Annotated in this window: 25 protein-coding genes and 3 tRNA genes; 17 read left to right on the top strand and 11 right to left on the bottom strand. The window is 39.5% G+C overall.

What is annotated here, in order from left to right; genetic code table 11:
* Positions 1-189: 189 nt before the first annotated feature.
* The 8 genes from CTY47_RS16070 (at position 190) to CTY47_RS16035 (ending at position 6,046) form a co-directional block, all read left to right on the top strand.
* Complete coding sequence (locus tag CTY47_RS16070) at positions 190-1,545, top strand: dipeptidase (RefSeq protein WP_099465788.1); 1,356 nt, start codon at positions 190-192, stop codon at positions 1,543-1,545.
* Positions 1,546-1,556: 11 nt separating this feature from the next.
* Positions 1,557-2,201 (top strand): chloramphenicol acetyltransferase, encoded by a 645-nt coding sequence (locus CTY47_RS16065; protein ID WP_099465787.1) that lies wholly within the window; start codon positions 1,557-1,559, stop codon positions 2,199-2,201.
* A 3-nt stretch (positions 2,202-2,204) separates the two neighbouring features.
* Positions 2,205-3,521, top strand: a complete 1,317-nt coding sequence (locus CTY47_RS16060; RefSeq protein WP_199163444.1) for a DEAD/DEAH box helicase — start codon at positions 2,205-2,207, stop codon at positions 3,519-3,521.
* Positions 3,522-3,527: 6 nt separating this feature from the next.
* Positions 3,528-4,784 carry an amidohydrolase gene (locus CTY47_RS16055; RefSeq protein ID WP_099465786.1) on the top strand — a complete coding sequence of 419 codons (1,257 nt, stop codon included), beginning with the start codon at positions 3,528-3,530 and terminating at the stop codon, positions 4,782-4,784.
* Between the two features lie 41 nt (positions 4,785-4,825).
* Entirely contained in the window at positions 4,826-5,647 is an 822-nt protein-coding gene (locus tag CTY47_RS16050; protein WP_099465785.1) for a purine nucleoside phosphorylase I, inosine and guanosine-specific, read from the top strand.
* A 95-nt stretch (positions 5,648-5,742) separates the two neighbouring features.
* A tRNA-Gly gene (locus CTY47_RS16045) sits at positions 5,743-5,815 on the top strand.
* Positions 5,816-5,863: 48 nt separating this feature from the next.
* A tRNA-Leu gene (locus CTY47_RS16040) sits at positions 5,864-5,947 on the top strand.
* 15 nt (positions 5,948-5,962) lie between these two features.
* Positions 5,963-6,046 (top strand) — tRNA-Leu (locus CTY47_RS16035).
* A 4-nt stretch (positions 6,047-6,050) separates the two neighbouring features.
* Here the strand turns inward: CTY47_RS16035 and CTY47_RS16030 are convergent.
* From CTY47_RS16030 to CTY47_RS15980, 11 genes are all read right to left on the bottom strand, one after another.
* Positions 6,051-7,310, bottom strand: a complete 1,260-nt coding sequence (locus CTY47_RS16030; protein ID WP_099465784.1) for an HAD-IA family hydrolase — start codon at positions 7,308-7,310, stop codon at positions 6,051-6,053.
* Positions 7,303-8,199 (bottom strand): hypothetical protein, encoded by an 897-nt coding sequence (locus tag CTY47_RS16025; protein ID WP_099465783.1) that lies wholly within the window; start codon positions 8,197-8,199, stop codon positions 7,303-7,305. Before CTY47_RS16025 ends, CTY47_RS16030 begins: the two co-directional genes overlap by 8 nt.
* Before the next feature lie 76 nt (positions 8,200-8,275).
* Entirely contained in the window at positions 8,276-8,851 is a 576-nt protein-coding gene (locus tag CTY47_RS16020) for a DNA-3-methyladenine glycosylase I (RefSeq protein ID WP_099465782.1), read from the bottom strand.
* Between the two features lie 121 nt (positions 8,852-8,972).
* Entirely contained in the window at positions 8,973-10,127 is a 1,155-nt protein-coding gene (locus CTY47_RS16015; protein ID WP_099465803.1) for an acyltransferase, read from the bottom strand.
* Between the two features lie 80 nt (positions 10,128-10,207).
* The gene (locus CTY47_RS16010) at positions 10,208-10,771 is read right to left on the bottom strand and encodes a Crp/Fnr family transcriptional regulator (RefSeq protein WP_099465781.1); all 564 of its coding nucleotides are present in this window, start codon (positions 10,769-10,771) and stop codon (positions 10,208-10,210) included.
* A 163-nt stretch (positions 10,772-10,934) separates the two neighbouring features.
* Positions 10,935-11,477 (bottom strand): flavodoxin, encoded by a 543-nt coding sequence (locus tag CTY47_RS16005; RefSeq protein ID WP_099465780.1) that lies wholly within the window; start codon positions 11,475-11,477, stop codon positions 10,935-10,937.
* Between the two features lie 27 nt (positions 11,478-11,504).
* Positions 11,505-13,538, bottom strand: a complete 2,034-nt coding sequence (locus CTY47_RS16000; protein WP_099465779.1) for an alpha-ketoacid dehydrogenase subunit alpha/beta — start codon at positions 13,536-13,538, stop codon at positions 11,505-11,507.
* A gap of 21 nt (positions 13,539-13,559) precedes the next feature.
* Positions 13,560-14,906, bottom strand: coding sequence for a dihydrolipoamide acetyltransferase family protein (locus CTY47_RS15995; RefSeq protein ID WP_099465778.1), 1,347 nt, complete (start codon positions 14,904-14,906; stop codon positions 13,560-13,562).
* Between the two features lie 111 nt (positions 14,907-15,017).
* A complete protein-coding gene (locus CTY47_RS15990) occupies positions 15,018-15,746 on the bottom strand; it encodes a lipoate--protein ligase family protein (protein WP_099465777.1) in 729 nt (242 codons plus the stop codon).
* Positions 15,746-17,095 (bottom strand): dihydrolipoyl dehydrogenase, encoded by a 1,350-nt coding sequence (lpdA, locus tag CTY47_RS15985; RefSeq protein ID WP_099465776.1) that lies wholly within the window; start codon positions 17,093-17,095, stop codon positions 15,746-15,748. The genes CTY47_RS15990 and lpdA overlap by 1 nt, the downstream gene beginning before the upstream one ends.
* A gap of 141 nt (positions 17,096-17,236) precedes the next feature.
* A complete protein-coding gene (locus CTY47_RS15980) occupies positions 17,237-17,839 on the bottom strand; it encodes a nitroreductase family protein (RefSeq protein WP_099465775.1) in 603 nt (200 codons plus the stop codon).
* A 314-nt stretch (positions 17,840-18,153) separates the two neighbouring features.
* On the opposite strand from CTY47_RS15980, the gene rpmB reads away from it, so the two are divergent.
* From rpmB to recN, 9 genes are all read left to right on the top strand, one after another.
* On the top strand, positions 18,154-18,393 hold the full coding sequence (rpmB, locus tag CTY47_RS15975; protein WP_099465774.1) for a 50S ribosomal protein L28: 240 nt from the start codon (positions 18,154-18,156) through the stop codon (positions 18,391-18,393).
* Positions 18,394-18,410: 17 nt separating this feature from the next.
* A complete protein-coding gene (gene rpmG / locus CTY47_RS15970; protein ID WP_007657199.1) occupies positions 18,411-18,599 on the top strand; it encodes a 50S ribosomal protein L33 in 189 nt (62 codons plus the stop codon).
* A 16-nt stretch (positions 18,600-18,615) separates the two neighbouring features.
* Positions 18,616-18,768, top strand: coding sequence for a DUF4295 domain-containing protein (locus tag CTY47_RS15965; RefSeq protein ID WP_099465773.1), 153 nt, complete (start codon positions 18,616-18,618; stop codon positions 18,766-18,768).
* A gap of 208 nt (positions 18,769-18,976) precedes the next feature.
* A complete protein-coding gene (gene dnaN, locus CTY47_RS15960) occupies positions 18,977-20,101 on the top strand; it encodes a DNA polymerase III subunit beta (RefSeq protein WP_099465772.1) in 1,125 nt (374 codons plus the stop codon).
* A gap of 10 nt (positions 20,102-20,111) precedes the next feature.
* Positions 20,112-20,882, top strand: a complete 771-nt coding sequence (locus tag CTY47_RS15955) for a 3'-5' exonuclease (RefSeq protein ID WP_099465802.1) — start codon at positions 20,112-20,114, stop codon at positions 20,880-20,882.
* A gap of 3 nt (positions 20,883-20,885) precedes the next feature.
* Positions 20,886-22,037: an iron-containing alcohol dehydrogenase gene (locus CTY47_RS15950; protein WP_099465771.1), complete on the top strand. Its 1,152-nt coding sequence runs from the start codon at positions 20,886-20,888 to the stop codon at positions 22,035-22,037.
* Positions 22,038-22,120: 83 nt separating this feature from the next.
* Positions 22,121-23,332: a bifunctional phosphopantothenoylcysteine decarboxylase/phosphopantothenate--cysteine ligase CoaBC gene (gene coaBC, locus CTY47_RS15945; RefSeq protein ID WP_099465801.1), complete on the top strand. Its 1,212-nt coding sequence runs from the start codon at positions 22,121-22,123 to the stop codon at positions 23,330-23,332.
* Positions 23,329-24,231 (top strand): type IX secretion system protein PorD, encoded by a 903-nt coding sequence (gene porD / locus CTY47_RS15940; protein ID WP_099465770.1) that lies wholly within the window; start codon positions 23,329-23,331, stop codon positions 24,229-24,231. The genes coaBC and porD overlap by 4 nt, the downstream gene beginning before the upstream one ends.
* A gap of 6 nt (positions 24,232-24,237) precedes the next feature.
* Positions 24,238-25,905, top strand: coding sequence for a DNA repair protein RecN (gene recN, locus CTY47_RS15935; protein ID WP_099465769.1), 1,668 nt, complete (start codon positions 24,238-24,240; stop codon positions 25,903-25,905).
* The last annotated feature ends 167 nt before the right edge of the window (positions 25,906-26,072 follow it).

The following is a 26,072-nucleotide window of genomic DNA, read 5'->3' as shown; positions in this document are numbered from 1 at the left end:
TTGTCGTTATGCCTGTCTATCTTCTTTTACGGATGTTAATTAATTGATTTTTACCGTTATTACTTGATTACTGTCTGCTATTGCTATTTATACTAATAGTATTGCCCCCCATATTATATTTTAAAGAATGCCTGTTGCAGAATAGGCGCAAAGGAGCTATCTTTGACAAAAAACTAAAAGTAAAATACTATGTCGGTTAAAACTTATATTGAGTCTAATAAAGACCGTTTTCTGGATGAATTGTTCTCGTTGATACGTATTCCGTCGATCAGTGCAAAACATGAAAATAAACCGGATATGCAAGCCTGTGCACAAAGATGGACAGAACTCCTGCTGGCTTCGGGTGCAGATAAGGCGGTTGTGATGCCAACAGACGGCAATCCAGTGGTTTATGGCGAAAAGATGATTTCACCGGAAGCTAAAACTGTTTTGGTATATGGCCATTATGACGTAATGCCTACCGAGCCATTGGAATTGTGGAAAAGCAACCCTTTTGAACCCGAATTACGCGACGGCCGTATCTGGGCCCGTGGTGTGGACGATGATAAAGGGCAGGGAATGATCCAGGTGAAAGGCTTTGAAACAGCTTTGAAAAATGATCTTCTGCATTGCAACGTAAAGTTCATCTTTGAAGGGGAAGAAGAAATAGGTTCGCCCAGTTTGGAATCTTTCTGCCGAAAGAACAAGGGTTTGTTGAAGGCGGATGTGATACTGGTGTCCGATACAAGCATGATAAGTGCCGAAACACCTTCGCTGACGACCGGTTTGCGTGGCCTGGCCTATTGGGAAGTGGAGGTAACGGGGCCAAACCGAGATTTGCATTCGGGGCATTTCGGAGGTGCGGTAGCCAATCCGATAAATGTGTTGTGTAAGCTGATGGCTGATATTACGGATGCAGACGGACGTATAACTATCCCCGGCTTTTATGACGATGTAGAAGAAGTTTCTGTGGCAGAGCGCGAAATGATTGCCCGGATTCCTTTTGACGAAAAGAAATATATGGAAGCTATCGGCGTGAAGGCTTTGTCCGGTGAAAAGGGATATTCTACGCTTGAGCGTAACAGTTGCCGTCCGTCTTTCGATATTTGCGGTATCTGGGGTGGTTATACAGGTGAGGGTAGCAAGACGGTTTTGCCATCAAAAGCATTTGCCAAGGTTTCCTGCCGCCTGGTTCCGCATCAGGATCATGGGAAGATTTCGCGGATGTTTGAAGAATATATGGCTCGTGTAGCTCCGGATTATGTGACGGTTAAAGTTACGCCAAGCCACGGCGGACAAGGCTATGTCTGCCCGATTGATATGCCTGCTTACCAGGCAGCCGAAAAGGCCGTAGGCATTGCTTTCGGCATGAAACCGCTGGCCGTTCGCCGGGGAGGAAGCATACCTATTATATCTACTTTTGAACAAATATTGGGTATAAAGACTGTTTTGATGGGATTCGGTTTGGAGCAAAACGCTATCCATTCACCAAATGAAAGTTGCCGGTTGGATATATTCTATAAAGGTATAGAAGCTGTAGCCTGGTTTTATAAGGAGTTCAAATAAGTATTCAATTAATGAAGCAGATTATCGATATTGAAACCTGGGAAAGGAGGGATAATTACCAATTCTTCCGGGATTTTATCAATCCTTGCATCTCCGTGACTTCCGAGGTAGAGTGTGAAATGGCAAAAGAAAGAGCAAAGGCAAACGGCCGGTCTTTCTTTTTGCATTACCTGTATGCTATACTTCGTGCGGTAAACGAGATAAAGGAGTTAAGGTTCCGGTTTGACGACCGGGAGCAGGTTTTATTTTATGATAAAGTAGATGCGCTAGCACCGATCAAAATGAATGACAACGGAAAGTTCTTTACAGTCCGCATTCCCTGGATAGAAGACTTTGAAGCGTTTCATGCCGAAGCTTCCTCTATCATTCGGAATATTCCGGAAGACGGTGATCAGTATGCTGCTGAAAACGGGGCATCAGAGGATGACCGGTATAATGTTATCCTGGTAAGTGCAACGCCGGATCTATACTTTACGTCTATGACGCATACACAACATCATAAGTTTGGCAACAATTATCCGTTGCTGAATGTTGGAAAAGCTGTTGTGAGAGGAGGCAATCTGGTAATTCCGATTGCCTTGTATGTAAACCACAATTTTGTGGACGGCGTTCATATAGCCGATTTTTATAAACGGGTAGAACAATATCTGAAGTAATATATGGAAATAAAGAAAGATGAAAGAGTCGTACGTGCGCTGACGAATACCGGCATTGAGGCATTGAATGAGATGCAGCAGGCTGTATTGGATGCAGGTACAAGTAAAGATATGGTTTTGCTCAGTCCCACAGGGTCGGGTAAGACGTTGGCATTCTTACTGCCATTGCTTACTACACTGACAGACGAAGAAAAGAAAATACAAGCATTAATCATTGTCCCGTCACGTGAATTGGCTTTGCAGATAGAGACGGTATTTCGCTCGATGGGTTCGGGTTATAAGGTAAACTGTTGTTACGGTGGACATCCGTTGAGGACGGAAAAGAAAAGCCTGGAACATCCGCCTACGGTTCTTATTGGTACGCCGGGACGCATTCTCGATCATATTGAGCGTGGAAATATTGATTTAGATACGGTGAGAACGCTTATTCTGGATGAGTTCGATAAATCGTTGGAATTGGGATTCCTTTCGGAGATGAAGGAAATATTGGCGCATCTGTCTGGTGTACGGAGACGAGTATTGACATCTGCTACGGCTTCGGTGGAAATTCCGTCGTTTACTGGAATAACGGCTCCGGTTCGTTTATCTTTTCTTACGGAAGAGAAGCAGGTCAAAGGTCTTACCGTCCGGATAGTGAAGTCGCCTGTAAAAGATAAACTGGAAACGTTGTATAAATTACTGGGCGAGCTGAATGGCGAATCTGCATTGGTATTCTGCAACCTTCGTGAAGCGGTGGAGCGCGTAAGCAATTACCTGACGGAGATGGGAGTGGAGAATGATTATTTTCACGGTGGAATGGAGCAACCCGAGCGGGAGAGAGCACTCTCGCACTTCCGCAATGGAAGCGCTACTGTGTTTGTCTCGACCGATCTGGCTGCCAGAGGTTTGGATATTCCGGAAGTAAAGCATGTGATCCATTATCACTTGCCGGTGAATGAGGAGGCTTATATTCATAGAAACGGACGTACGGCCCGAATGAATGCGGAAGGGAATGCTTTCATCATACTGAATGAAATAGAGTCTGTACCCGAATACATCGTGCGTGAACCGGACGAATTCTTCCTTCCTGAGAGAACAAAGAAACCGGTGCGTCCCGAATGGGTAACACTTACGATCAATCGCGGCAAGCGTGATAAACTGAGCAAAAAGGATGTGGTTGGTTTCCTGTTTCAGAAAGGCGGATTGGAGAAAGACGATCTGGGCGTGGTAGAGGTGAAGGAGAGTTGTGCCTTTGCTGCGGTAAGGCGAGACAAGCTATCGGCTTTGTTAGCGCGAATCCGCGATGAAAAGATTAAAAATATGAAAGCTAAATTTAATTGATGACCTATGAATTTGTTGATTAAGAACGTTTACCTGGATGGCGTTGAAACGGATATTTATGTTGAGGGCAAATATATAAAGCAGATTGGAAAAGACTTGGTTGTTACGGCCGATAGGGTGATAGATGGTACGAAGAAGGCTGTAGTGCCCGGTTTTGTGAATGCACATACACATGCGGCGATGACTCTTTTCCGGGGGTATGGCGATGATATGCCACTGATGCCTTGGCTTGAACAGAAGATTTGGCCGAATGAAGCAAAGATGAACCGCGAGGACGTTTACTGGGGAGCTAAACTGGCTTGCCTGGAGATGATAAAGAGTGGCACAACCAGCTTCTTTGATATGTATCATAAGTTTCGTGCAACGGCTGATGCTGTTGAAGAGATGGGAATACGGGCCGTTGTTTCGGGTGTTTGCTTCGATCATTTCGAGCCGGAACAGGCAGAGAAATGCAAGGCGCATAATCTAAAGCTGTATTCGGATATGGATGTATATGGCGATCGAATCAAATATGCAATCGGGCCACACGCTATTTATACTGTTTCGGGCGAACTTCTGCGGTGGATAGATCAATTTTCGGCCGAACGAAATGTGCTGATCCATTTGCATCTGGCAGAAACAGAAGAGGAGGTGACCAATTCGGTCAAACAATTCGGTCTCACGCCTGTACGTTATTTATATAAATTGGGAATACTTTCTCCCCGCTTGGTGATTGCTCACGGCATATATGTGGATAAAGATGAAATCAGGATGCTGGCAGATCATGGGGTAAAGGTGGTTCACAACCCGGCATCGAATATGAAACTGGCTTCCGGTATTCATTTCCAGTTTAAGGAGATGAAAGAAGCAGGCATTGCAGTTGGTTTGGGCACCGACGGTTGTTCATCTTCCAATAATCTGGATATGATAGAAGCTATGAAATTAGCTTCATTGCTTGGAAAAGCCTGGCGAAAAGACCCGGAGGCTCTTACTGCGGCGGAGATGCTGGATGCTGCAACCGAACAGGGAGCTTCTATATTAGGTATAAAAGCCGGACGTGTGAAAGAGGGGTATTGGGCAGATTTGAATCTGATAGACCTGCGTATTCCTGCATTTACGCCGAACTTTAACTTTGTGTCTAATCTGGTTTATGCAGCTAATGGCAGTTGCGTAGATACGGTTATTTGTAATGGTAAAGTTTTGATGGAAAATAAAAAAGTTCCGGGTGAGGACGAGATAATGGAACAGACGGCGCGGATTGCTTATAACTTGATGTCACGATGAAAAGCATTGAAAATAAAATAGATATATGATAGGAGGCAACTATGGATAAAATGAATGATTTATACGATGAAACGGCAGCTTATCTGGCATCCCGCATCGTAGGGAATCCGAAAACAGCTATTATTTTAGGCAGTGGGTTAGGTTCGCTAGCTGATCAGATAGAGGAGGCTACGGTTATTCCTTATAAGGAGATTCCTAACTTTATGAGCTCTACGGCTACCGGACATAAAGGAAATCTTATATGTGGAAAACTGGGTGGAAAGCTGATGTTGGCCATGCAGGGACGTTTTCATTATTATGAAGGTTACACAATGCAGCAGGTAACCTTTCCTGTCCGCGTAATGAAACTGTTGGGGATAGAGAACCTGTTAGTGTCAAATGCAGCCGGAGGTATCAATAATACATTTAAAGTGGGCGATCTGATGATTATCCGGGATCATATTAATATGATGCCGAATCCGCTGATAGGACCTAATAATGAACAGTTCGGCACGCGCTTCCCTGATATGACCCGTGCATATGACCGCGAATTTATCGGTTATATGGAGGAGATTGCCACATTGCATAACATTCCGTTGAAGAAAGGCGTTTATGTAGGCCTGACAGGTCCTTCGTATGAAACTCCCTCGGAATACGCTTGTTATGGTAAAGTGGGAGGTGACGCTATCGGTATGAGTACGGTTCCCGAAGTAATAGTTGCTCGTCACGCAGGCATACGTGTATTCGGTATGTCTGTTATCACAAACGAAGGCTATCATTTTGCCGATGACTTCGTGAATGATGGCGCCGATGTTATTAAGGCAGCAGATAGAGCAGCTTCTGTAATGACTGTTTTATTTAAAGAATTGGTTGCTAGAATATAGTCATTTCAACGGGTATGGATGGGATAAAAGGTATGAAAAAATTGTATTGTTCTTTTGGATAATTGAAAATTACCCCTATCTTTGCACCCGTTATCGCGGAAGTAGCTCAGTTGGTAGAGCATAACCTTGCCAAGGTTAGGGTCGCGGGTTCGAGTCCCGTCTTCCGCTCCCAGGATAGCAGGAGTGAATGAGATCATCCTTTCAATTGTAATGAATGCCCAGGTGGCGGAATTGGTAGACGCGCTCGTTTCAGGTGCGAGTGGTTTTGCGATCGTGCAGGTTCGAGTCCTGTTCTGGGCACCGCATTTAATTGATGCGCAGGTGGTGAAATTGGTAGACACGCTACTTTGAGGGGGTAGTGCCGGTTCCGGCGTGTGAGTTCGAGTCTCATCCTGCGCACTAGTTATTCGAATATTTTCTTTATAGCATCTTTAATATTTTCCTGCTGATAAAGAATAGAATAAATTCCGAGCTCGATAGCTGCATCTATATTACGTTTTTTATCATCTATAAAAATCATATTTTCGAATGGTGTATTGAGTTTATTTTGCATCATTTTGTAAATATCATTGTCCGGTTTTAGTCTCTGAAAAATAAATGAATAAAATCTATGTTCTGAATCAATTAGTTCAGGGTAATTGCCATCGTCTGCTAAAATAGGTAAAGCATTAGAAAGTACACAATTAACTATTCCTTTTTTCTTTAAATACTTAATAGCTTCCTCTGTTTCAGAGTATACTTCGCCAACGCCCATTTCCAGGCATTGTTTGATCTGTGAATTATATTCTGGCAAATATGGAATACTATAGTATTGACAAATGTTTACACATAACTCATCAAAGGTAATAATGCCTAACATATAATCATTGAAACTGAATGTTCCTTTAAGACTTTCCCACTTTGGGTAGTCAATAGTTTTTTGAGAACACCATTGACTTAGCTTTTCAAGTGAATAATGATAGAAGACTCCACCAACATCCCAAATACAGAATTTGATTTTTTTTGCCCATTGCTTCTTATATTCATGATATGATGTACACTTTTTTATGATATCTGAAATCTCAACTCCATTATCAACGTCTATATCTTCTGCATTTATAATGTAATCAATCTGATTATAACATACCGGATTAGGTTCCTCGTCTTTAATAAAAGTAGAGCCGAGTAAATATAGTTTCTTTAATATTTCATCAAATTGAGTTTGTTCTTTTGGGGGAATCGAATCACGGAAATGCTTATCACGCCAATAGCTCCTGCGAACTTCCTGGCTACATAAATGAAAATCGATATTTGCAATTCTTGATAATTCCAAAAGATATTGTTTGTTTAATGCATTCCGCTGCAACAACCTCTTTTCACGAATAGTTCTGTCTTTTTCCAATAAGACGGCAATGATTGTATATCCTTTTTCTTTAATTTTATCAAGTTTGCCTATTCTCAGTGTTTCATCAAGTATAACATTTTTGCCATTTAGATTATTGATATGTTCTTCTCGTACCTCTTCCCATGATTTGAAAATATGTTCGCGGCATAACATATCACTTTCATAGATGCACTTATCCTTTGAAACAATGAAGAAGTCTCCTGTTTTTTCTAGTTTGTCGGCAAAAGTACTTTTTCCACTGCAAATTCCTCCAACTAATACAAAAGCAAACTTATTCATATATATTTGAGTATTGTTTTATATATTGTTTTATGTCCTGATATATATTCCCTGAATTTTCTTCCCATAAGTATTCGAAATTAGATTGATAAAAAGCTATTTTTTCATCTTTAAATGTTGAATTGATCACAGAATACAATCGACGGGGAGCTTGTTTATTCGCATTGTTCAGATTAAAACCATTGACTCCGATCATTAATGTAAAGTAGTCTTCCCTGGAATTTTTGGTTAATATTAGCGAACAGCTAGGAATCCAAGACATCTTACTGACTATTATTTTTGAGTTGTTGGAAACTGAATCGTTAATTTCATCAATATATCTCAATGTTCGCCTATGTGGTCCGCCTACAATATGAGTAGGACCTACCCGCTCTTTCATTAGTTGCCCTGCGGTGCTATCAGGATCTATCAACAGAACTTTAACTTCTATTTTCCTATTGAGTATTTCGATAAAATCATTTCTGTGTTGTTGGAATACATGGGCCATACTGTAACCTGTTAAATAGATGGAATCGGTTTTTTCTAAATTAACGAATTTGAAGAATTTCGATAACGATTCTGCTTCATTAATAGTATAGCTCAAAGGCATAATCTTTGATGACATCATTTCATCTATTCTATGAATAAGCTTTTTATCCGATATCAGTTTTTCTTTTTGAATGTCATCAATTCTTTTAATTACAACATCATCAGAATTAACAAGAAAAAACTTTAGGATTGTATAGAGAAATACTGTAGCAGTGAAGCTAGATGATATTCCCCAAAAAAATGAAGTAAAATCAGGGATTTTTTTCTCATAAGCCAAATAACCTGTTCCAATAGCTATAAGTACTAAAATTGTATAGACAGCGAATATTAGTCTTTTGTTTCTTTTATCATTATCTTCCATAATAGTATATTTATTAGAATTTGTTGTTTGATTTCGTCCTTGTTTGCCTTAGGCTTATTCTTTGAAAACTAGATTGCTATTTGTTTTTCCGGCAAATACAACCCGTCAGGTGGTCGTTGATAAATCCAGAAGCCTGTAAGTGGGCGTAGCAAATTGTTGTTCCGAAGAATTTGAATCCACGCTTTTTCATATCCTTACTCATTGCATCGGATTCGGGAGACGATACCGGAATCTCGCTCAATGATTGAGCGGCGTTGATAATCGGTTTTCTGTCGGGAAAGAATGAGAGTGTGTAGTTGTAAAAACTACCGAACTCCTTTTGCAAAGCAAGAAATAGTCTTGCATTGGTGATGGTTGATTTAATTTTCAAGCGGTTTCTCACAATACCGTCAAACTGCATCAAGCGCTCAACATCTTCATCGGTCATTTGTGCTACACGTTCGGCATCGAAATCGTAAAAGGCTTTGCGATAACCTTCCCGCTTTCTAAGGATGGTTATCCAACTCAATCCGGCTTGAGCACTTTCCAGTACAAGAAACTCAAACAGAGTTTTGTCGTCGGTTACCAATATTCCCCATTCTTCGTCGTGGTATTTCACATATAGATCGTCGGTTCCACACCAACCGCAGCGCCCATTTACCATATCTTGCATAATACTATTTATTTGTGTACATATTTATGTACCGTTTAATGTAAAAGTAATATTCATATTGGTAACCACCAAATAAAGTCAAATTATTTTAAAATTATAGATAGTAAAATGATAAGCTTGGCTATCCGAATATCCATTTTGAACCCTTGGGTGATAACTTATAACTCAGTGCAACGAATGCCCAACAAATCGCAAAGACAATAATTGCCGTTACAGGAATTTTTAGTGATATCGGAATGGACAATACATCTGCTATCCAGTAACCCAGACCTACTACAAAATAGTGAATCAAATAGATTCCAAGTCCACATTTTGTGATATTCGAGAATATGGCAACCAACCGTGGGGAGCTGAATTTCACTTGACGAATTATCAAGAATACCGCAATGGTCATCAATACGACATTAGGAGAGCAGTATAAAAAGAACAACTCCATTTCTTGCTCCGTGCAACTTGGATTGGCGGTCATAGCTTTAAATCCGATATAGGTTGCTATATATCCGATAATGAACAGAGGCAAACTTATCGTAAGTGTTTTGTTCCAGCTCCACTCTTTTACGTCCTTTGCCAAATAGTGACCCAGTAGCAGATAACCATTGAATCCTGCAAAGTAATAGAATGTTCCAAATGTATTCCACGTACAAAGTCCAAAAAGTTCGTTGGAGAAGAATGTATAAGCATAAGGCAAAAATAGTGTCAGAGACCAAATGCCGAGAAATATTTTCTTCTGAGAAATGGTTGCTTTTTCAACCCAAGCCGAAAAGAATGGCATATACAAATATAATCCGATGAGCATATACAGATACCACATCGGCACCGTATAGGTGTTAAACTGAAACGGTATTAATGCTATGTTTTTCAGTGCATCGTCAAATGATTGAGAAGCATCGGGTGATGCATATGCAAATACATCCGGGATTATAGTTGGCGATAATCCTAAAACGCCTGTTACCCATGGAAAAAGATTATACAAAACAGACCATACAAGAAATGGGACTGCAATCCGAAGAAGTCGTTTTTTGTAGAAACTCCCGATTGGCATATTCACAGGGAGCAAGAGTAATCCTGTAATCATTACAAATAATGGTACGCAAGGGCGGAGAAATGAGCCATAGACAGAACCCCAAAAGTTAAATTCAGGATTCGAGCGGGCTTCGGGTGAAACATTAAACGGGTCGGAGCAGTGAATACAAATCACCATAAAAATGGCGATAAATCGAAGCACGTCAACCCATACGATTCTGTTTGATTGGTTGGATAGTGGATTTTGTAGCATATATGTAACTTTTAGATATTTATCTGCAAAAGTACGTAATATTCTACGAGGGCTTTTTTGACTACTTAAAGAAATGGTCTTTATTTCCTTAATGCGCATAATGTTACGTGGGACATTCCGAGGTATGACGCAATATAGCCCAAATTAACACGCTGAAACAAGTCGGGATTCTTTTCTGAGAAATCTTTGTAACGCTCTTCTGCCGACATATATAATCGATATATAAGTCGCCGTTCCATTTCAACAAATGCATTTTGGTGCAGTATGCGTAACCAGTTTGCAATATCAGCGTACTCCATACACAATTTTTCAAGTTCAACGATAGGAATGTAATACAAAAGTGAATCTTCAAGAATCTGTATCATCTCGTTCTCGTATCCTTCGGTCTTGCCATAAAAACTGTTGGTGGAATATGTTAGTTCTCCTTCCTTGCTAAACCATGAGGTAATTTCTTTTCCATTAATAAGGTTATAAGAACGTGCAATGCCTTTTTCTATAAAATAAAGATTGTCATTTTTCCGGTTAGGCTCTATCAGTATTGTCTTTTTAGGTATTTCGATAGGCCGCAAACAAGAGGTTAGTTTTTCGAGAGCAACATCGTTGATTCTAAATATTCTATTTATTGATTTTATGATTCTATCCATTTATGTAATTGCTTAATATATAGTGCAAAGTTACAAAAATAGTTGAACTTGATAATGGTTATATAAATTGTTGTTTCGTAGGGGAATACAAAATGATAATCCATATAACTAATTCGGAAGTTTTGATTCTGAATTAATTATATGGATTTTTTGTTTTTATGAATTAGCAAATAAAGCTATCCTCGGGTCCTGTTTTATTCTCTTTGAATTCTTCTTTTAATTGTTTTACCCATCCCTTTATACGTTCGTCGGTCTGTTTGGGTTGATTTTCAATGTCGAGTACCAAACCAAGGAATTTACCGTTTCTTAGTGCTTGGGATTGATTGAATGTATAGCCTTCGGGAGAAGTCTCACCTGCTAATATTGCACCTCTGGATAGAAATTCGTTTGCTAATATTCCGATTCCATCGGCAAAATTGTCGGGGTAACCTTTCTGATCTCCTAATCCGAAAATTGCCACTTTCTTCTTGCTTAAATCCAAAGTAGATAATTCAGGCAATATCTCATCCCAATAAGAAGGCAACTCGCCATCAAACCAGGTAGAAGAGCCGGCTATGATATGGCTATAAGCTTCGAAGTCTTTTTGGGAAGCATTTTCGATGGGTATGATATCTACTATGTTTTCTCCGAATTCCTGTTGTATTTTCCGGGCAACGGATGCCGTTTTATGGGTCCCGGTAGCATAGAATAATCCTATTTTATTCATTTTATTTCTGATTTACAAGTTGATATTCTAGTATTCAAGCAAATCTTTTGCTGCTTTGTATATTTGTTCTTCACCCGGGAGGATTGCCTTTTCCAGTACGGGATGAAAACCTACCGGAGTGAATAATGCACCTACGCGCCGGATAGGAGCATCCAGGTACCGGAACATTTCTGTTCCTAAGATACTGGCAACCTCGGCACCGAAACCGCCAAATACTTTATCTTCGTGTACAATCAAAACTTTGCTTGTTTTCTTGACAGAGGCAAAGATTGTCTCTTTATCCAATGGTATTAATGAACGCAGGTCTATTACTTCGGCATTCCACCCATGTTCTTTTGACAGTTGTTCGGCAACATTCAGACAAAGATGAGTTGTATTTCCGTAAGTAATGATACTGAGATCATCTCCCGGTCTGCGTATTTTGGCTTTACCGAACGCGACTTCGTAGTCGTCGGGCACAAAAGAAGCTGCTTCTATTGAATTATACTGGGCTTTTGGTTCCAGAAACAGAGTAAACCCTTTAGATCGGATACTTGTTCGCAACAGACCTGCAGCGTCATCGGCAAACGATGGGTAGACGATTCTTGCACCGGGTAAAGAAGCTAATGCTCCTTCTATGGTCTGGGAATGATATAATCCGCCCCCAATGTAACCTCCGGATGCCAGCCGCAAAGTGATATTGGGTGTAAATTGTCCGTTACTTCTCCAATATTCGTGTGTGCACTCTACATATTGCTCGACAGCAGGCCAGAAGTAATCGGCAAACTCAGCACCTTCTATTACTACATGTATTTTAGGATCGAAGCGACACATGCCGTTGGCTGTTCCTACAATATAATCTTCGGCAATAGGAGCGTTGAAAACCCGTTTTTCTCCGAATTCCTGTTGCATACCTTTACTGATATTGAATACACCGCCTTTTTCTTTATTGGCGATGTCTTGTCCCCATAAGAATGTGTTGGGATTATGGCGGAATTCGGCTTTTAATGTTTTATTTAAAGCCGTAACCATCGTCTCTTTTTCTCCATCCTGCTTGGGGTTTCCATCCGGATATTTTGTAGGTTGGTACGGATCGGGGAGAACATACTTCGATACGGTTGAAGGATCGGGGTCAGGGGCAGCTAATGCTTTACGGTTGGCTGCACTGAGGTCTTTTTTAGCTTTAGCTTCGATCTCTTTTAACTCATCTTCTGTAAAACGTTTGTACCGCAGCAACATCCGGCGGAATTTGTACAACGGGTCGGCGGCTTTTACGTAAGCCAGTTCGTTTTCATCGCGGTATAAAGTATGTTTATCCGAGTTGGAATGGGAACCGATACGGACACAGTTTGCCTGGACAATGACCGGGGTACGGTGTTCTATTGCATATTCGCGTGCTTCTGTCATTGCATTCATAGAATCGAAAACGTCCTTTCCGTTACAATGAATGATTTTTAGGTTTTTGAACCCCGAGAAATTATCGGCCACTTTCCGGTTGGCTGTTTGATCTTTTTTAGGAACAGAAATACCATATCCGTTATCTTGTATGACGAAGATAACCGGTAGTCTTTCATTACTTGCACCATTGATGGCTTCATATACATAACCTTCCGAAGTAGCGGATTCACCGTGTGAAGTCATCGCTATTCCTTTATGATTGTAATAAACCATGGCACGCGCAACTCCAGCAGCATGCAGATCGTGTGTGCCGGTTGCGGAAGAAACATTCTCGATATGCCATTCCATTTTACTAAAATGGTTTGACATGTGCCGGCCTCCGCTTGTAAGATCTGTTGCTTTTGAAATACCATTCAGAATAATTTCTTCAGGCGTCATTCCGGCTGAAAGAACAGCCAGCATATCGCGGTAATAAGGGAAGAAAAAATCTTCACCTTTATGGAATATTTGTCCCATTGCCAATTGTATGCCATCATGCCCGGCATATGGAGCGTGATAAGACCAGCCAAGTGATTGCAGGAGGTAAGATGGAGCTTTTTCATCAAGGGCTCGTCCAAGAGTCATCAGGTAATACCATTTACCTAAAGTTTCTTTGTCTGTGTTATTTATATCGTACTTTTTCATATTTATGTCATTAACGGATAATTAATTGTTCCAGTTTTCCAGATAATCGGCAATGTAGCGTAAGAAAGCACCGGCTAAAGCGCCGTCTACGATACGGTGGTCATAAGAAAGGGATAAGTACATCTTATGACGGATCGCAATTGTGTCTCCTTCCGGTGTCTCGACAACTGCCGGCTTTTTCTCAATATATCCTACTGCCAGGATTGCTACCTGAGGTTGGTTGATAATCGGAGTTCCGAATAAGCTTTTAAACGTACCGAAATTTGTAATAGTGAATGTTCCGCCTTGAATATTGTCAGGAGATAATTTGTTATCTCTTGCCTGAGTGGCCAGAGTGTCTATTTTAACGGCCAATCCGTTTAAATTTAGCTTGTCTGCATCCTGTATGACAGGAACGATCAGGTTGCCATCGTTTAGAGACACAGCTACTCCAATGTTTATGTGTTTCTTTAATATGATTTTGTAACTATCTACAGATGAATTTAGTAATGGATATTCAGCTAATGCTTTAGCAGTCGCTTCTGTAATAGCCGGCATATAAGTTAGCTTAACATTTTCGCGTTTGAAGAAATTATCTTTAGTACGATCACGCCATTTTACCAACTTTGTTACATCTACTTCGATAACACTTGTAACATGCGGTGATACTTTCTTGGAAAGAACCATATGATCCGCTATGATACGGCGTACCCGATTCATTTCTATTACCTTATCTTCGCTAGAGACAGGTATATTAGGACTAGGAGCGGCAGTTGCAGTACTCTGTGGAGCAGGTGTTGCTTTCGATGTTACCGGTTCTACCGATTTTGCCGGTGCATTTTCTTTTCCGTTCTTTTTCCGTTCAACATACTCTTTGATATCTTTTTTGCTTAATCGTCCCAAATATCCACTACCGGGAACTTGGTCGAGTTCCTCTTTGGACAGATGAGCTTCTTTTGCAATTTGCAGAACAACGGGAGAGTACCAACGGTCATCTTCGTTCGTTATTTTTCCTGATGAAATGGTCACGTTTGTTGCTGTTGCCGGTTTATTTTGTCCGGATTCCGTTGAGTTAGTTTCTGTATTGTTTGCTTTCGGAGCTTCTTTTTCCTGAATAGGAGAACCCGAGTTGCTTTCTTCTCCTTCACCTTCCAGTTGAATTTTAGCAACAACAATGCCTACAGCAACAGTGTCGCCCTCATTAAAAAGGATTTCAGCCACTTTTCCTGCTACAGGCGAAGGAATTTCAGCACTTACTTTTGCTGTACTTACTTCAAAAAGGACATCGTCTTCCTGGACATTGTCGCCTACTTTAACAGACCAAGCTATGATGGTGCCTTCTGTTATGCTTTCACCCAGTTTGGGCATTTTTATTTCAAATAGAGCCATACGTTTACATGATTTATATAGTTGTTGGGTAGGATTCCGTATATTTTGCCTGAATCATCTTCCCGTATTTTAAAACAAACGAAAGAGGCAGAATGTTATGTTTTACATAGCTTAAGGGTTTATATTCCAGCTTGTTTTAGCATATTTTTCATCTCTTAAACGTTCAATATTTATCAGATCGTTTTTATTAAACGAATAGATAGTGCCAGTTTTACTATTTCCACCGAAATAGTTAATTGCCTTTTGTTTAAATTCTTTGATTGACCAATAAGAAGGAAGGAGGGTGGATAGGTTAGTGACTTCGCTTTTTACGGATGAAACGGAATATTTGTGTTGTTTACCGGTGTTGATCTGTTTTTCCGGAACATCCAATATCTTGTTCAATACATCCAGGTCGGATGAAAAGAGCAAAGTTGCGTGATGTATAATCCGTCCTTTTCTTATATATTGTGCACTACCTGATATTTTCAGGTTATTTACAGTTAAACCTTGTCTTACATCCGGAACTGCATTGATTCCGAATGTAGACAAAAAATCTATGATTTGACCGGTAAAAACCGTAAAATCAGGGCATGTGTTATTTTGAATGAAAGTAAGATTCAGGTTCCCCAGATCGTGGTAGACTGCACCTCCGCCGGAGAACCGTCTTGCTATTTTAATTCGTTGTTCATTTGCCAGAGCCATATTGATCTCCGACCATACATCCTGATGCTTTCCGATTATGACTGACGGTTCGTTCTGCCAAAGCATGAAGATATCATCAGCAGACGTAGAGAAAAGATATTCCTCTGCAGCCAGATTGAAATAAGGGTCTGTAGATGTATTGTAAATGCACAACATTATATATATAAACTTTCGTGAATGACTTCTCCTACGGTTGGATGAGGAAAAATACTTTTTTCAAACTCTTCGGTCGTATAACCTTTTTCGACCGCAATACCGGCAGTTACGATGATCTCGGATGCAGGATTTCCTACCAGATGGCATCCTATAATCCGGTCGATATCGTCAGTCAATAATTTGCATAAGCCCGCACCTCCTTCATTTTCTGCCATATACCGTCCGGAATAGGTCATTGGAATTTTGCGAACCCGGTAATTTTGCCCGGAAGCAATTAATTCTTCTTCAGTTTTTCCTACGCTGGCAACTTCCGGATTGGTATAAACAACAGCCGGAATAGCATTATAGCTCATCCGGTCTTCGATACCAAGTATATGATGAATGGCTACTTCCGCTTCCCTGTAGGCTGTATGTGCCAGCATCGAAAATCCGGTAATGTCTCCTGATGCATATACGTTGGGATGGGAGGTCTGCATGTATTCGTTTACTTTGACCCCTTTGGGGTAAAGTTCTACATTCAGGGTTTCTAAACCTAAACCGTCCGTAACGGCTTTACGTCCGACGCTTACCAATATCTTTTCGGCATCAATATCCGAAATTTGCCCGTCTTTTTCCACTGTTATTTTATCGGGAGATACTTCTGTTACTTTTGTGTTTAGAAAGAATTCGATTCCCTTTTTATTATATTCGGACCGGAGCATGGCGGAAGCTTCTTTATCCATATTACCTAAAATTTCCGGTAGCATTTCGATAACTTTTACTTTTACTCCCATACTATTAAAAAACGAAGCAAACTCCATGCCTATAACTCCACCACCGATGATGGCAAGAGATTGGGGCAATTCTTTTATATCGAGTGCTTCGCGGGAAGTCCAGTAATCAATATCCGAAAGACCTTTGATCGGAGGGATAACGGTTTCCGAACCTGTACAAAGCAATAGATTCTTTACTTTGTAATTGTTTTCTCCGCAATGAATCAGGATATTGTTTGATTCTTCTCCTGAAATATGAGCTTCTCCTTGCACGATAGTTACTCCGTTTCCGGTAAGTCGTGATTTGACACCTAATACCAGTTTCTTTACGGTTTTGTTTTTACGTCCGATGATTTTACCTAAATCAAAACCCGGATTGTTGTCTGCCAGGATTCCGTATTTAGCCGAACCTTTTATATGATCTAAAAGCTTAGCCGAATAGAGTAATGTTTTTGTCGGTATACATCCTTCATTCAGACAGACACCGCCTACTTCTTTTTTTTCAAAAAGGATTGTCTTTAATCCATTTTCGGAAGCTCTTTCCGCGGCTGTATAGCCGGCCGGTCCGCCTCCGATAATTGCTATATCAAATTCCATGATTTATTCTTATTTATTTATCGTCTGCCAGGGCAACCGAAATTACATATAGTCATAACTATGATTTTTTTGATTCATAGTTATGGTTTTGGAAAATTATCGTTATGATTTCGAAAAGTCATAGTAGCGACTATATATAGACTATTTGTATACTATAACTCTTTTATCTAAAGGACTGAATTGTTTTTCCGCAGGAGTTTCCGCCGGAATGCCGAAAGGCATTTCCGCCATCAGTTTCCAATCGGGATTAATATTCCATTCTTTTGCTACCGCCTCGTCAATAAGCGGGTTGTAATGCTGTAAAGATGCGCCTAAACCATTGTCTTCAAGTAAAGTCCAGATTGCAAATTGGTGCATTCCTGAAGTTTGATAAGACCAGATAGGAAAATTATCCTTGTAGGTAGGAAATGATTTTTGTAAATGCTCTACTACGGACATATCTTCATAAAACAAGATTGTTCCGTATCCTGATTCAAATGAATTGTTAATTTTGGATTCTGTTGCTTTAAAAGCTTCTTCGGGTAATAGCTTTTTCAAAATATCTTTCGTTATTTGCCATAGCTTTTTATGGTTTTCACCAAGTAAGAGTACCGTTCTTGTAGATTGGGAATTGAAAGCAGATGGTGTATGAGTAACTACAAATTCGATAATTTCTTTGATTTCACCGTCTGTTATTGAGGAACTGTTTTTTAGTCCGTAGTAGCTTCTACGGTTCTTAATTGCTTCTTTAAAATTTCGTACCATGGTTATATGTATTATGTTGTTTTTATGTTATCTGTAATAAAAACAAAGACCTTGCTTTATTTGTTTCGAAAATAAATATTAGTTTTTTTAGCTGTTTTCTATTAGCAAATAGAATAAATTTATATCTTTGCACCCCGTAACGTATAAGCGGTTACATAATTAATCTCGCAGTCTGTTCGTGATGCTAGTTCGGAAATGGAGGTTTGTCGTGCATTTAAGGAGTGAAAATTTGCATAGATTGATATTTATGCTTTACTTTGCGCCCTGATTGCGAAAGGAGTATTTTTGAATCATTACATGTAATATAAAAAGAGATGTCTAAAATTTGTCAAATTACCGGAAAGAAAGCAATGGTTGGCAACAACGTTTCACACTCTAAAAGAAGAACGAAACGTAAATTTGATGTGAACCTGTTTACTAAGAAGTTCTATTGGGTAGAACAAGATTGTTGGGTTAGCCTGAATATTTCAGCTGCAGGCTTGCGTACTATTAACAAGGTTGGTTTGGATGCAGCAATTAAAATGGCGGCAGAAAAAGGTTATTTAAACGCTTAATTTGGAGGAGTTGAAAAATGGCAAAGAAAGCAAAAGGTAACAGAGTTCAAGTTATTATGGAATGTACCGAACATAAGGAAAGTGGTATGCCGGGTACTTCAAGATATATTACCACAAAGAACAGAAAAAATACAACTCAGAGATTGGAATTGATGAAATACAACCCGATCCTGAAGAAAATGACATTACACAAAGAAATTAAGTAATAGGAGATTTTAAACGATGGCAAAAAAAGCAGTTGCAACATTTAAAAAAGGTGACGGCCGTACCTTTTCAAAGGTGATTAAAATGGTTAAGTCTCCAAAAACAGGTGCTTACATTTTTCAGGAAGAAATGATTCCGAATGAAGCAGTAAAAGATTATTTCGCTAAGTAATATAGGCGTAAAGCAGATGAAAAGAGCTTCTTCTCCGTTTAAAGGGAAGAGGCTCTTTTTTTATACCGAAACTTTTAAAAGTATAGAGTAGCTATGAATGAAATATTTTTTTAATTTTGTTCGGCTATACATGGATGTTATTTTTCTGTATAGTGATCATTTGTATATTTTGTTTAGACAATAATAATAACAGATAAATTTAAAAGCTATGAGATTTGATGTATCCAGCACTGCGCTATTATCCCGTTTACAGTCTATAAGTAAGGTTATCGCATCTAAGAATTCTCTACCTATCCTGGATAGTTTTCTATTCAATTTGGAAGGGAGTAAACTTACAATGACGGCTTCTGATGCAGAGACTCGTCTGGTAACTTCTGTTGAAGTGATGAATGCACAGGGTAATGGTCTTTTTGCCGTATCTGCCAAGATTTTGCTAGATCCATTAAAAGAACTGCCGGAGCAACCGCTTACATTTGATATAAATGATGAAAACCTGGAAATTTTTATTCATTTCCAGAATGGTAAGTATAATTTTATTGGTCAGAAAGGCGATACTTATCCATTGCAGAAACCTTTGAATGAAAATGCAATTTCTGTTTCTATGGATGCTCAAACGCTTTTGAATGGTATTGGACGTTCTTTATTTGCAACAGCAGACGATGAACTTCGTCCGGTGATGAACGGTGTTTATTTCGATATCCATACAGATGGTTTGACATTTGTTGCTTCGGACGGTCATAAATTGGTTCGTCTTCGTAACTTGTCGGTGAAATCACCGGAAAGGGCATCTTTTATATTGCCTAAAAAACCTGCAAATTTATTGAAAGGTTTGCTGTCTAAGGAAACGGAGGCTGTGACTATTAAGTTTGACGATAATAATGCTTATGTGAACTGTTCTAATTTTGAAATGGTTTGCCGTTTGATAGAAGGTCGTTATCCAAACTATAACAGCGTTATCCCGCAGGAAAATCCATTTAAAGTTACGATAGACCGCGTATCATTCCTGAATGCATTAAAACGTGTTTCTGTATTTTCAAATCCGGCAAGTAGTTTAGTAAAGCTACAATTAAAAGGAGGAGAAATGATTGTATCTGCACAAGATATTGATTTTTCGACTTCTGCAGAGGAAAAGATTGCTTGCCAGTTTGATGGGACAGACTTGAACATCGGTTTCAAAGCTACCTACTTGATAGAAATATTAAGTAATATCAATTCGGCAGAAGTCATATTGGAATTGGCTGATCCTTCACGTGCAGGCTTGATTGTTCCTTCAGAAAATGAAGAAGATGAAGACCTGCTGATGTTGCTTATGCCAATGATGTTGAATGATTAATAAAGATAGAATGCAATTAAATTTAAGAAACCCGTTAGTCTTCTTTGATTTGGAGACAACGGGTGTAAATATAGTAAAAGATCGTATAGTTGAAATTTCTTTTGTAAAAGTCTTTCCGAATGGGAAAGAGGAATCAAAAACACGCCGGGTAAATCCGGGAATGCCGATACCTGCCGAATCTACCGCTATTCATGGAATTACAGATGAGGATGTAAAAGATTGTCCTACATTTAAAGAAATAGCCAAATCGCTGGCTGCACAGATTGAGGGGTGCGATTTAGCCGGATATAATTCTAATCGTTTTGATATTCCTTTGCTGGCAGAAGAATTTTTGCGTGCAGGAGTTGATATTGATTTGAATAAGCGTAAGTTTATAGATGTGCAGACAATTTTCCATAAGATGGAACAGCGTACTTTGTCTGCTGCATATAAGTTTTATTGTAATAAAGATTTGGAGAATGCCCATACGGCAGAAGCAGATACTATAGCTACTTACGAAGTGCTGAAAGCCCAGTTGGACAGATATTCCGAATTGAAAAATGATATTAACTTTTTATCGGAATTTTCGTCCTTCAATAATAATGTAGACTTTGCTGGTCGTATGATTTATAATGATAAGGGGGAAGAAATAATTAATTTCGGTAAATATAAAGGCCGTCTGGTAGAAGATGTTCTGAAGACGGATCCCGGTTATTATACCTGGATCATGAATGGCGATTTTCCGTTAAACACAAAGAAAATGTTTACAGAAATTAAGTTGAGAGGCTTTAATTCAAAATAGAAAATGAATAATTTTGAGTTTTGTAATCCGGTGAAAGTCGTATTTGGTAAAGGTTCGATTTCACGTTTATCTACTTTAGTACCAGTAGGTAGTAAGGTGTTGATGATATATGGCGGAGGAAGTATTAAGAAAAATGGTATTTACAATCAGGTTGTTGAGGCATTGAAAAGCTTCAATGTAATCGAGTTTTCAGGTGTTGAGGCTAATCCTCATTATGAAACTTGTATGAAAGCCGTTGAACTGGTACGGAAGGAACAGATAACCTATCTCCTGGCTGTTGGCGGTGGTTCTGTTATTGATGCCACTAAATTTATTGCAGCGGCTACCTGCTATGAAGGAGAGCCGTGGGATATATTGTCAAAAGGCGGATTTATTAAGCAGGCCTTACCGTTGGGGGTGGTGCTTACCTTGTCTGCTACAGGATCGGAAATGAATGAAAGAGCTGTTATTTCACGTGTTTCCACACATGAAAAACTGAATTTTGCCAGCCCTGCCGTATTCCCTAAATTTGCAATATTAGATCCGGAGGTTACTTATTCGTTGCCGGAACGTCAGGTTGCAAATGGGGTTGTCGACTCTTTTATCCATGTGATAGAACAATATCTGACTTATCCGGTAAATGCGAAAGTACAAGATTATTTTGCCGAAGGTTTGATGAAAACAATCGTTGAAGAAGGCCGTAAAGTTTTACAGAACCCTCATGATTATGATATACGCGCCAATCTGATGTGGGCGGCAACGAATGCTCTGAACTGCTGGATCGGGCAAGGTGTTCCTCAGGATTGGTCTTCTCACCGTATGGGATATGCGTTGACTGCTCAGTTTGGGCTGGATCATGCGCAGACATTGGCTGTTATCCTTCCGGGAGTGATGGCTTATATGCACAAGGAGAAACAGGCAAAAATTATTCGCATGGGTGAAGTCGTGTTTGGTATTACGGGAGAGACTACCGATGAATTGGTACAAAAGTCGATTCAAGCTACCGAAGACTTTTTCCGGTATATGGGATTGAAAACTCGTTTGAGTGAATATGGTATTAAAGAATTTGATTTGGACGCATTGGTTGAACCTATGAAACAAAGAGGCTGGAAATTGGGCGAACATGGTAATATAGACTATAAAGTTGCCCGTGAAATTCTCATGATGCGTTTGTAATAAAAATAATTCCATTCGGAAGAAATTTGAATTTCTCTCGGATGGAATTACTTTTTCTTCCGAATGGAACTAAAAAAGGTTATATGGAAAATATACTGAAAGGTAAACATATTATACTGGGAATAACCGGAAGCATAGCTGCCTATAAAGCTGCCTGCATTATTAGAGGATTAGTGAAAAAAGGGGCAGAGGTGCAGGTAGTCATTACACCGGCGGGGAAAGAATTTATAACGCCAATCACCTTGTCTGCTTTAAGCAGGAAACCTGTGATTTGTGATTTCTTTTTCAATCGGGGTGGTTCGTGGCATAGCCATGTGGATTTGGGCTTGTGGGCCGATGTCATGTTGGTGGCTCCGGCAACGGCTTCTACAATTGGCAAAATGGCAAATGGCATTGCCGATAATATGTTAATTACTACTTACCTTTCCTGTAAAGCCCCTGTATTTGTTGCCCCGGCAATGGACTTGGATATGTTTGCTCACCCTACAACACAACAAAACCTGGATAGGTTACGTTCTTTTGGTAATTATATTATAGAGCCGGCCGAAGGTGAGTTGGCTAGTCATTTGGTGGGAAAAGGACGTATGGAAGAACCTGACCGAATAATAGAGGTTTTGGAAAGCTTTTTTGCCTCAAAAAACGAATTAGAAAAAAAAAAGATATTAATAACGGCAGGACCGACATATGAAAAGATAGATCCTGTACGTTTTATAGGTAACTATTCTTCCGGTAAAATGGGATTTGCCTTAGCGGAGGCATGTGCCCGGAAAGGAGCGGAAGTTGTTTTGATTGCGGGTCCGGTCTCTTTAAAGGTTAATCATCCTAATATAAAACGGATTGATGTGGAATCTGCCGGAGAAATGTATCAGGCGGCTATGTCCGAATTTCCTACATCTGATGCAGCTGTTTTGTGTGCTGCAGTGGCCGACTATCGTCCGGAGAATCAAGAACCGGAGAAAATAAAGCGTGAAACAAAAGGAGATATGATGCTTCATTTAGTGCCTAATAAAGATATTGCAGCTTCTTTGGGTGCTATAAAAAAAGGGAATCAGATATTAGTTGGGTTTGCTCTGGAAACGAAGGATGAAATTTTTCATGCAGAAAGTAAATTGCAGCGTAAAAACTTTGATTTTATCGTTCTGAATTCGCTCAGAGATCAAGGTGCCGGCTTCCGTTGCGATACAAATAAAATTGCCATTATAGATAGGCAGGGAGAGAAGATTGAGTATCCTTTAAAAAGCAAACAGGAGGTGGCAGCCGATATCATAAACAAGCTGGCAACATTATTAAAATGAAAATGATTAAGAAACTGTTATTTTTCTTCTTTTTATCGATGTTTTCTTGGGCAATGCAGGCACAGGAACTGAATGCCCGTGTAACTATCAATAGCGATAAAATTCAGGGATCTAATAAAGATGTGTTTACTACTTTACAAAAAGCACTGACCGAATTTATTAATAATAAGAAATGGACAGATGCTACGTTTGCCGTAAATGAACGGATTGATTGTAGTTTTACCATTGTGATGTCGGAGGCTTCCGATAACAGTTTTAAAGGTGAAATTCAAGTTCAGGCACGTCGTCCTGTATATAACTCGACATATACGACTACGTTGCTTAATTTCCGTGATAAACAGCTCGATTTTGAGTATACTCAGTTTGAACCGTTGGAATATACGGAGAATGTTGTAAACAGTAATTTGATTGCAACTATCGTATTTTATATTTATACGATTTTAGGACTGGACTTTGACAGTTTTTCTCCACAGGGAGGAACTGTTTTTTATCAGCAGGCACAGCAAATTGTAACTTTGGCTCAGGCGCAAGGTACATGGACAGGCTGGAAAGCATTTGACAGCAATCAGAACAGACATGCTATTTCTACTGCATTAACAGATAATACTTCTGGTATATTCCGGGATATGTGGTATACATATCATAGAAAAGGCCTTGATGAAATGGCTGCAAATCCGGATCGCGGACGTACCACAATAATTTCTGCTTTACCAGCATTGGAGCAAGTTCGGAGCGCACGCCCTACTTCTGTTTTATTGCAAATCTTTTCCGATGCAAAGCTCGATGAAGTCGTAAGTATTTATTCAAAGGCTACCACACAGGAAAAGCAAGAAGGATTGAAAATCCTTTCCAATATTTATCCTACCGAGACAACACGTTTGGAACCTCTCAAAAAATAAAAAACTATGTTGAAATCGTTATTTATCCAGAATTTTGTTTTAATAGATAGTCTTGATATTCAGTTTGACGGAGGTTTTTCAGTAATTACGGGTGAAACGGGTGCCGGAAAATCAATTATTCTGGGAGCCTTATCATTGGTGTTAGGGCAACGTGCGGATGGGAAAAGTATAAAAAATGGTGCCGATAAGTGCATAATTGAGGCTGTATTCGATATTTCGAAATATCAGCTGGAATCTTTTTTTCAGGAAAATGATCTTGAATATGATCATGAAAGTTGTATTTTGCGTCGGGAACTTTTTGCCTCAGGCAAATCCCGAGCATTTATAAATGATTCTCCTGTGGCTTTACCTGTAATGAAAGAATTGGGAGGCCGTTTAATCGACATACATTCGCAACACCAGAATCTGTTATTGGGTGATAATCGCTTTCAATTAAAAGTTGTCGATGTAATGGCTGAAAATGAGATTCTTTTGATTCTTTACCGGAAAGAATATAATCGTTTTCAATCCTTGAAAAAAGAATTAAAAGAATTGAAAGATAAAGCTGCTCAAACAAAACAGGAAGAAGATTATATTCGTTTTCAGTTGGAGCAATTATCCGAAGCCCGTTTGATTGTCGGCGAACAGGAAGATTTGGAACAAGAACAAGAAACACTTTCACATGCTGAGGAAATAAAAAGCTCTCTTTATAAGATTTCAGAACTATTAAATGGTGATGAAATGGGAGGACTTCAATATATAAAAGAAGCTCTTTCAACTGCGGATTCTTTAGAACAGTATTTTTCGAAAGCTAAAGATATATCCGAACGTTTGCGTTCTGCATATATTGATTTGAATGATTTAGCATCTGAAACTGATACGATGAGAGAAGATGTTGAATTTAACCCCGAACGTTTGGAATGGGTGAATGAGCGTTTAAATACAATTTATTCTCTGCAACAGAAACACCACGTTTCCACCGTGGAAGAACTATTGGATATTCAATCGAAATATGAAGCCCAATTAAAAGAAATAGACTCCTTTGAAGAACAAATAGAATCATTAAGTAAACAATCGGAGGTTTCGTATAAGGAATTACTTCAACAGGCCTCAGTACTTAGTAATCAAAGAAAAATTGCAGCAAAAGGTATGGCTGGCCAATTGGTTGATATGATTATACCGTTGGGGATGCCAAATACGCGTTTTCGTGTTGATGTGATGGCAAAGGAGGAGCCGGATAATGATGGAATGGATGATATCCGGTTTATGTTTTCAGCAAATAAGAGTGGAGATTTGCAGCCTGTAGCTCAAACTGCATCTGGTGGCGAGATTTCCCGTTTGATGTTATGCTTAAAGGCCATGATTGCCGGTTTTACAGCTTTGCCTACCATTATTTTTGACGAAGTAGATACAGGAGTGTCTGGTGATATTGCCGATAAGATGGGAGATATTATGCAAGACTTGGGAACGAAAATGCAAGTATTTGCCATAACCCATTTACCTCAGATCGCAGCAAAAGGCAAAGAGCATTACTTTGTATATAAAGAAGATACTTCCGATAGAACAATAACCCGTATTAAGCAGCTTACTAACGAAGAACGCATACTAGAAGTGGCTCGTATGCTGAGCGGTGCTTCTTTGACCGAGGCATCAATGGCTAATGCCAGGGAACTGTTACATTTAAAGACAAACTAATTTGCGAGAAAGATGATGTAATGAGTGGTAAATCTGAATCTCTATAAAACAATTAAAGCTTGTCTCCCGACAAGCCCTAACCAACTTTGTTAACCTTAAATCTAATACTATTATGAAAAAACCACATTGCAAATGTATGGCTTTCTATGTATTTGTCAAGATTATAA

It is taken from the genome of Parabacteroides provencensis (assembly GCF_900232875.1).
In the GTDB taxonomy this organism is placed as follows: Bacteria; Bacteroidota; Bacteroidia; order Bacteroidales; family Tannerellaceae; genus Parabacteroides; species Parabacteroides chinchillae.
Note: the sequence above shows the minus strand (reverse complement) of the source record. Positions and strands in the feature narration are given on the sequence as shown.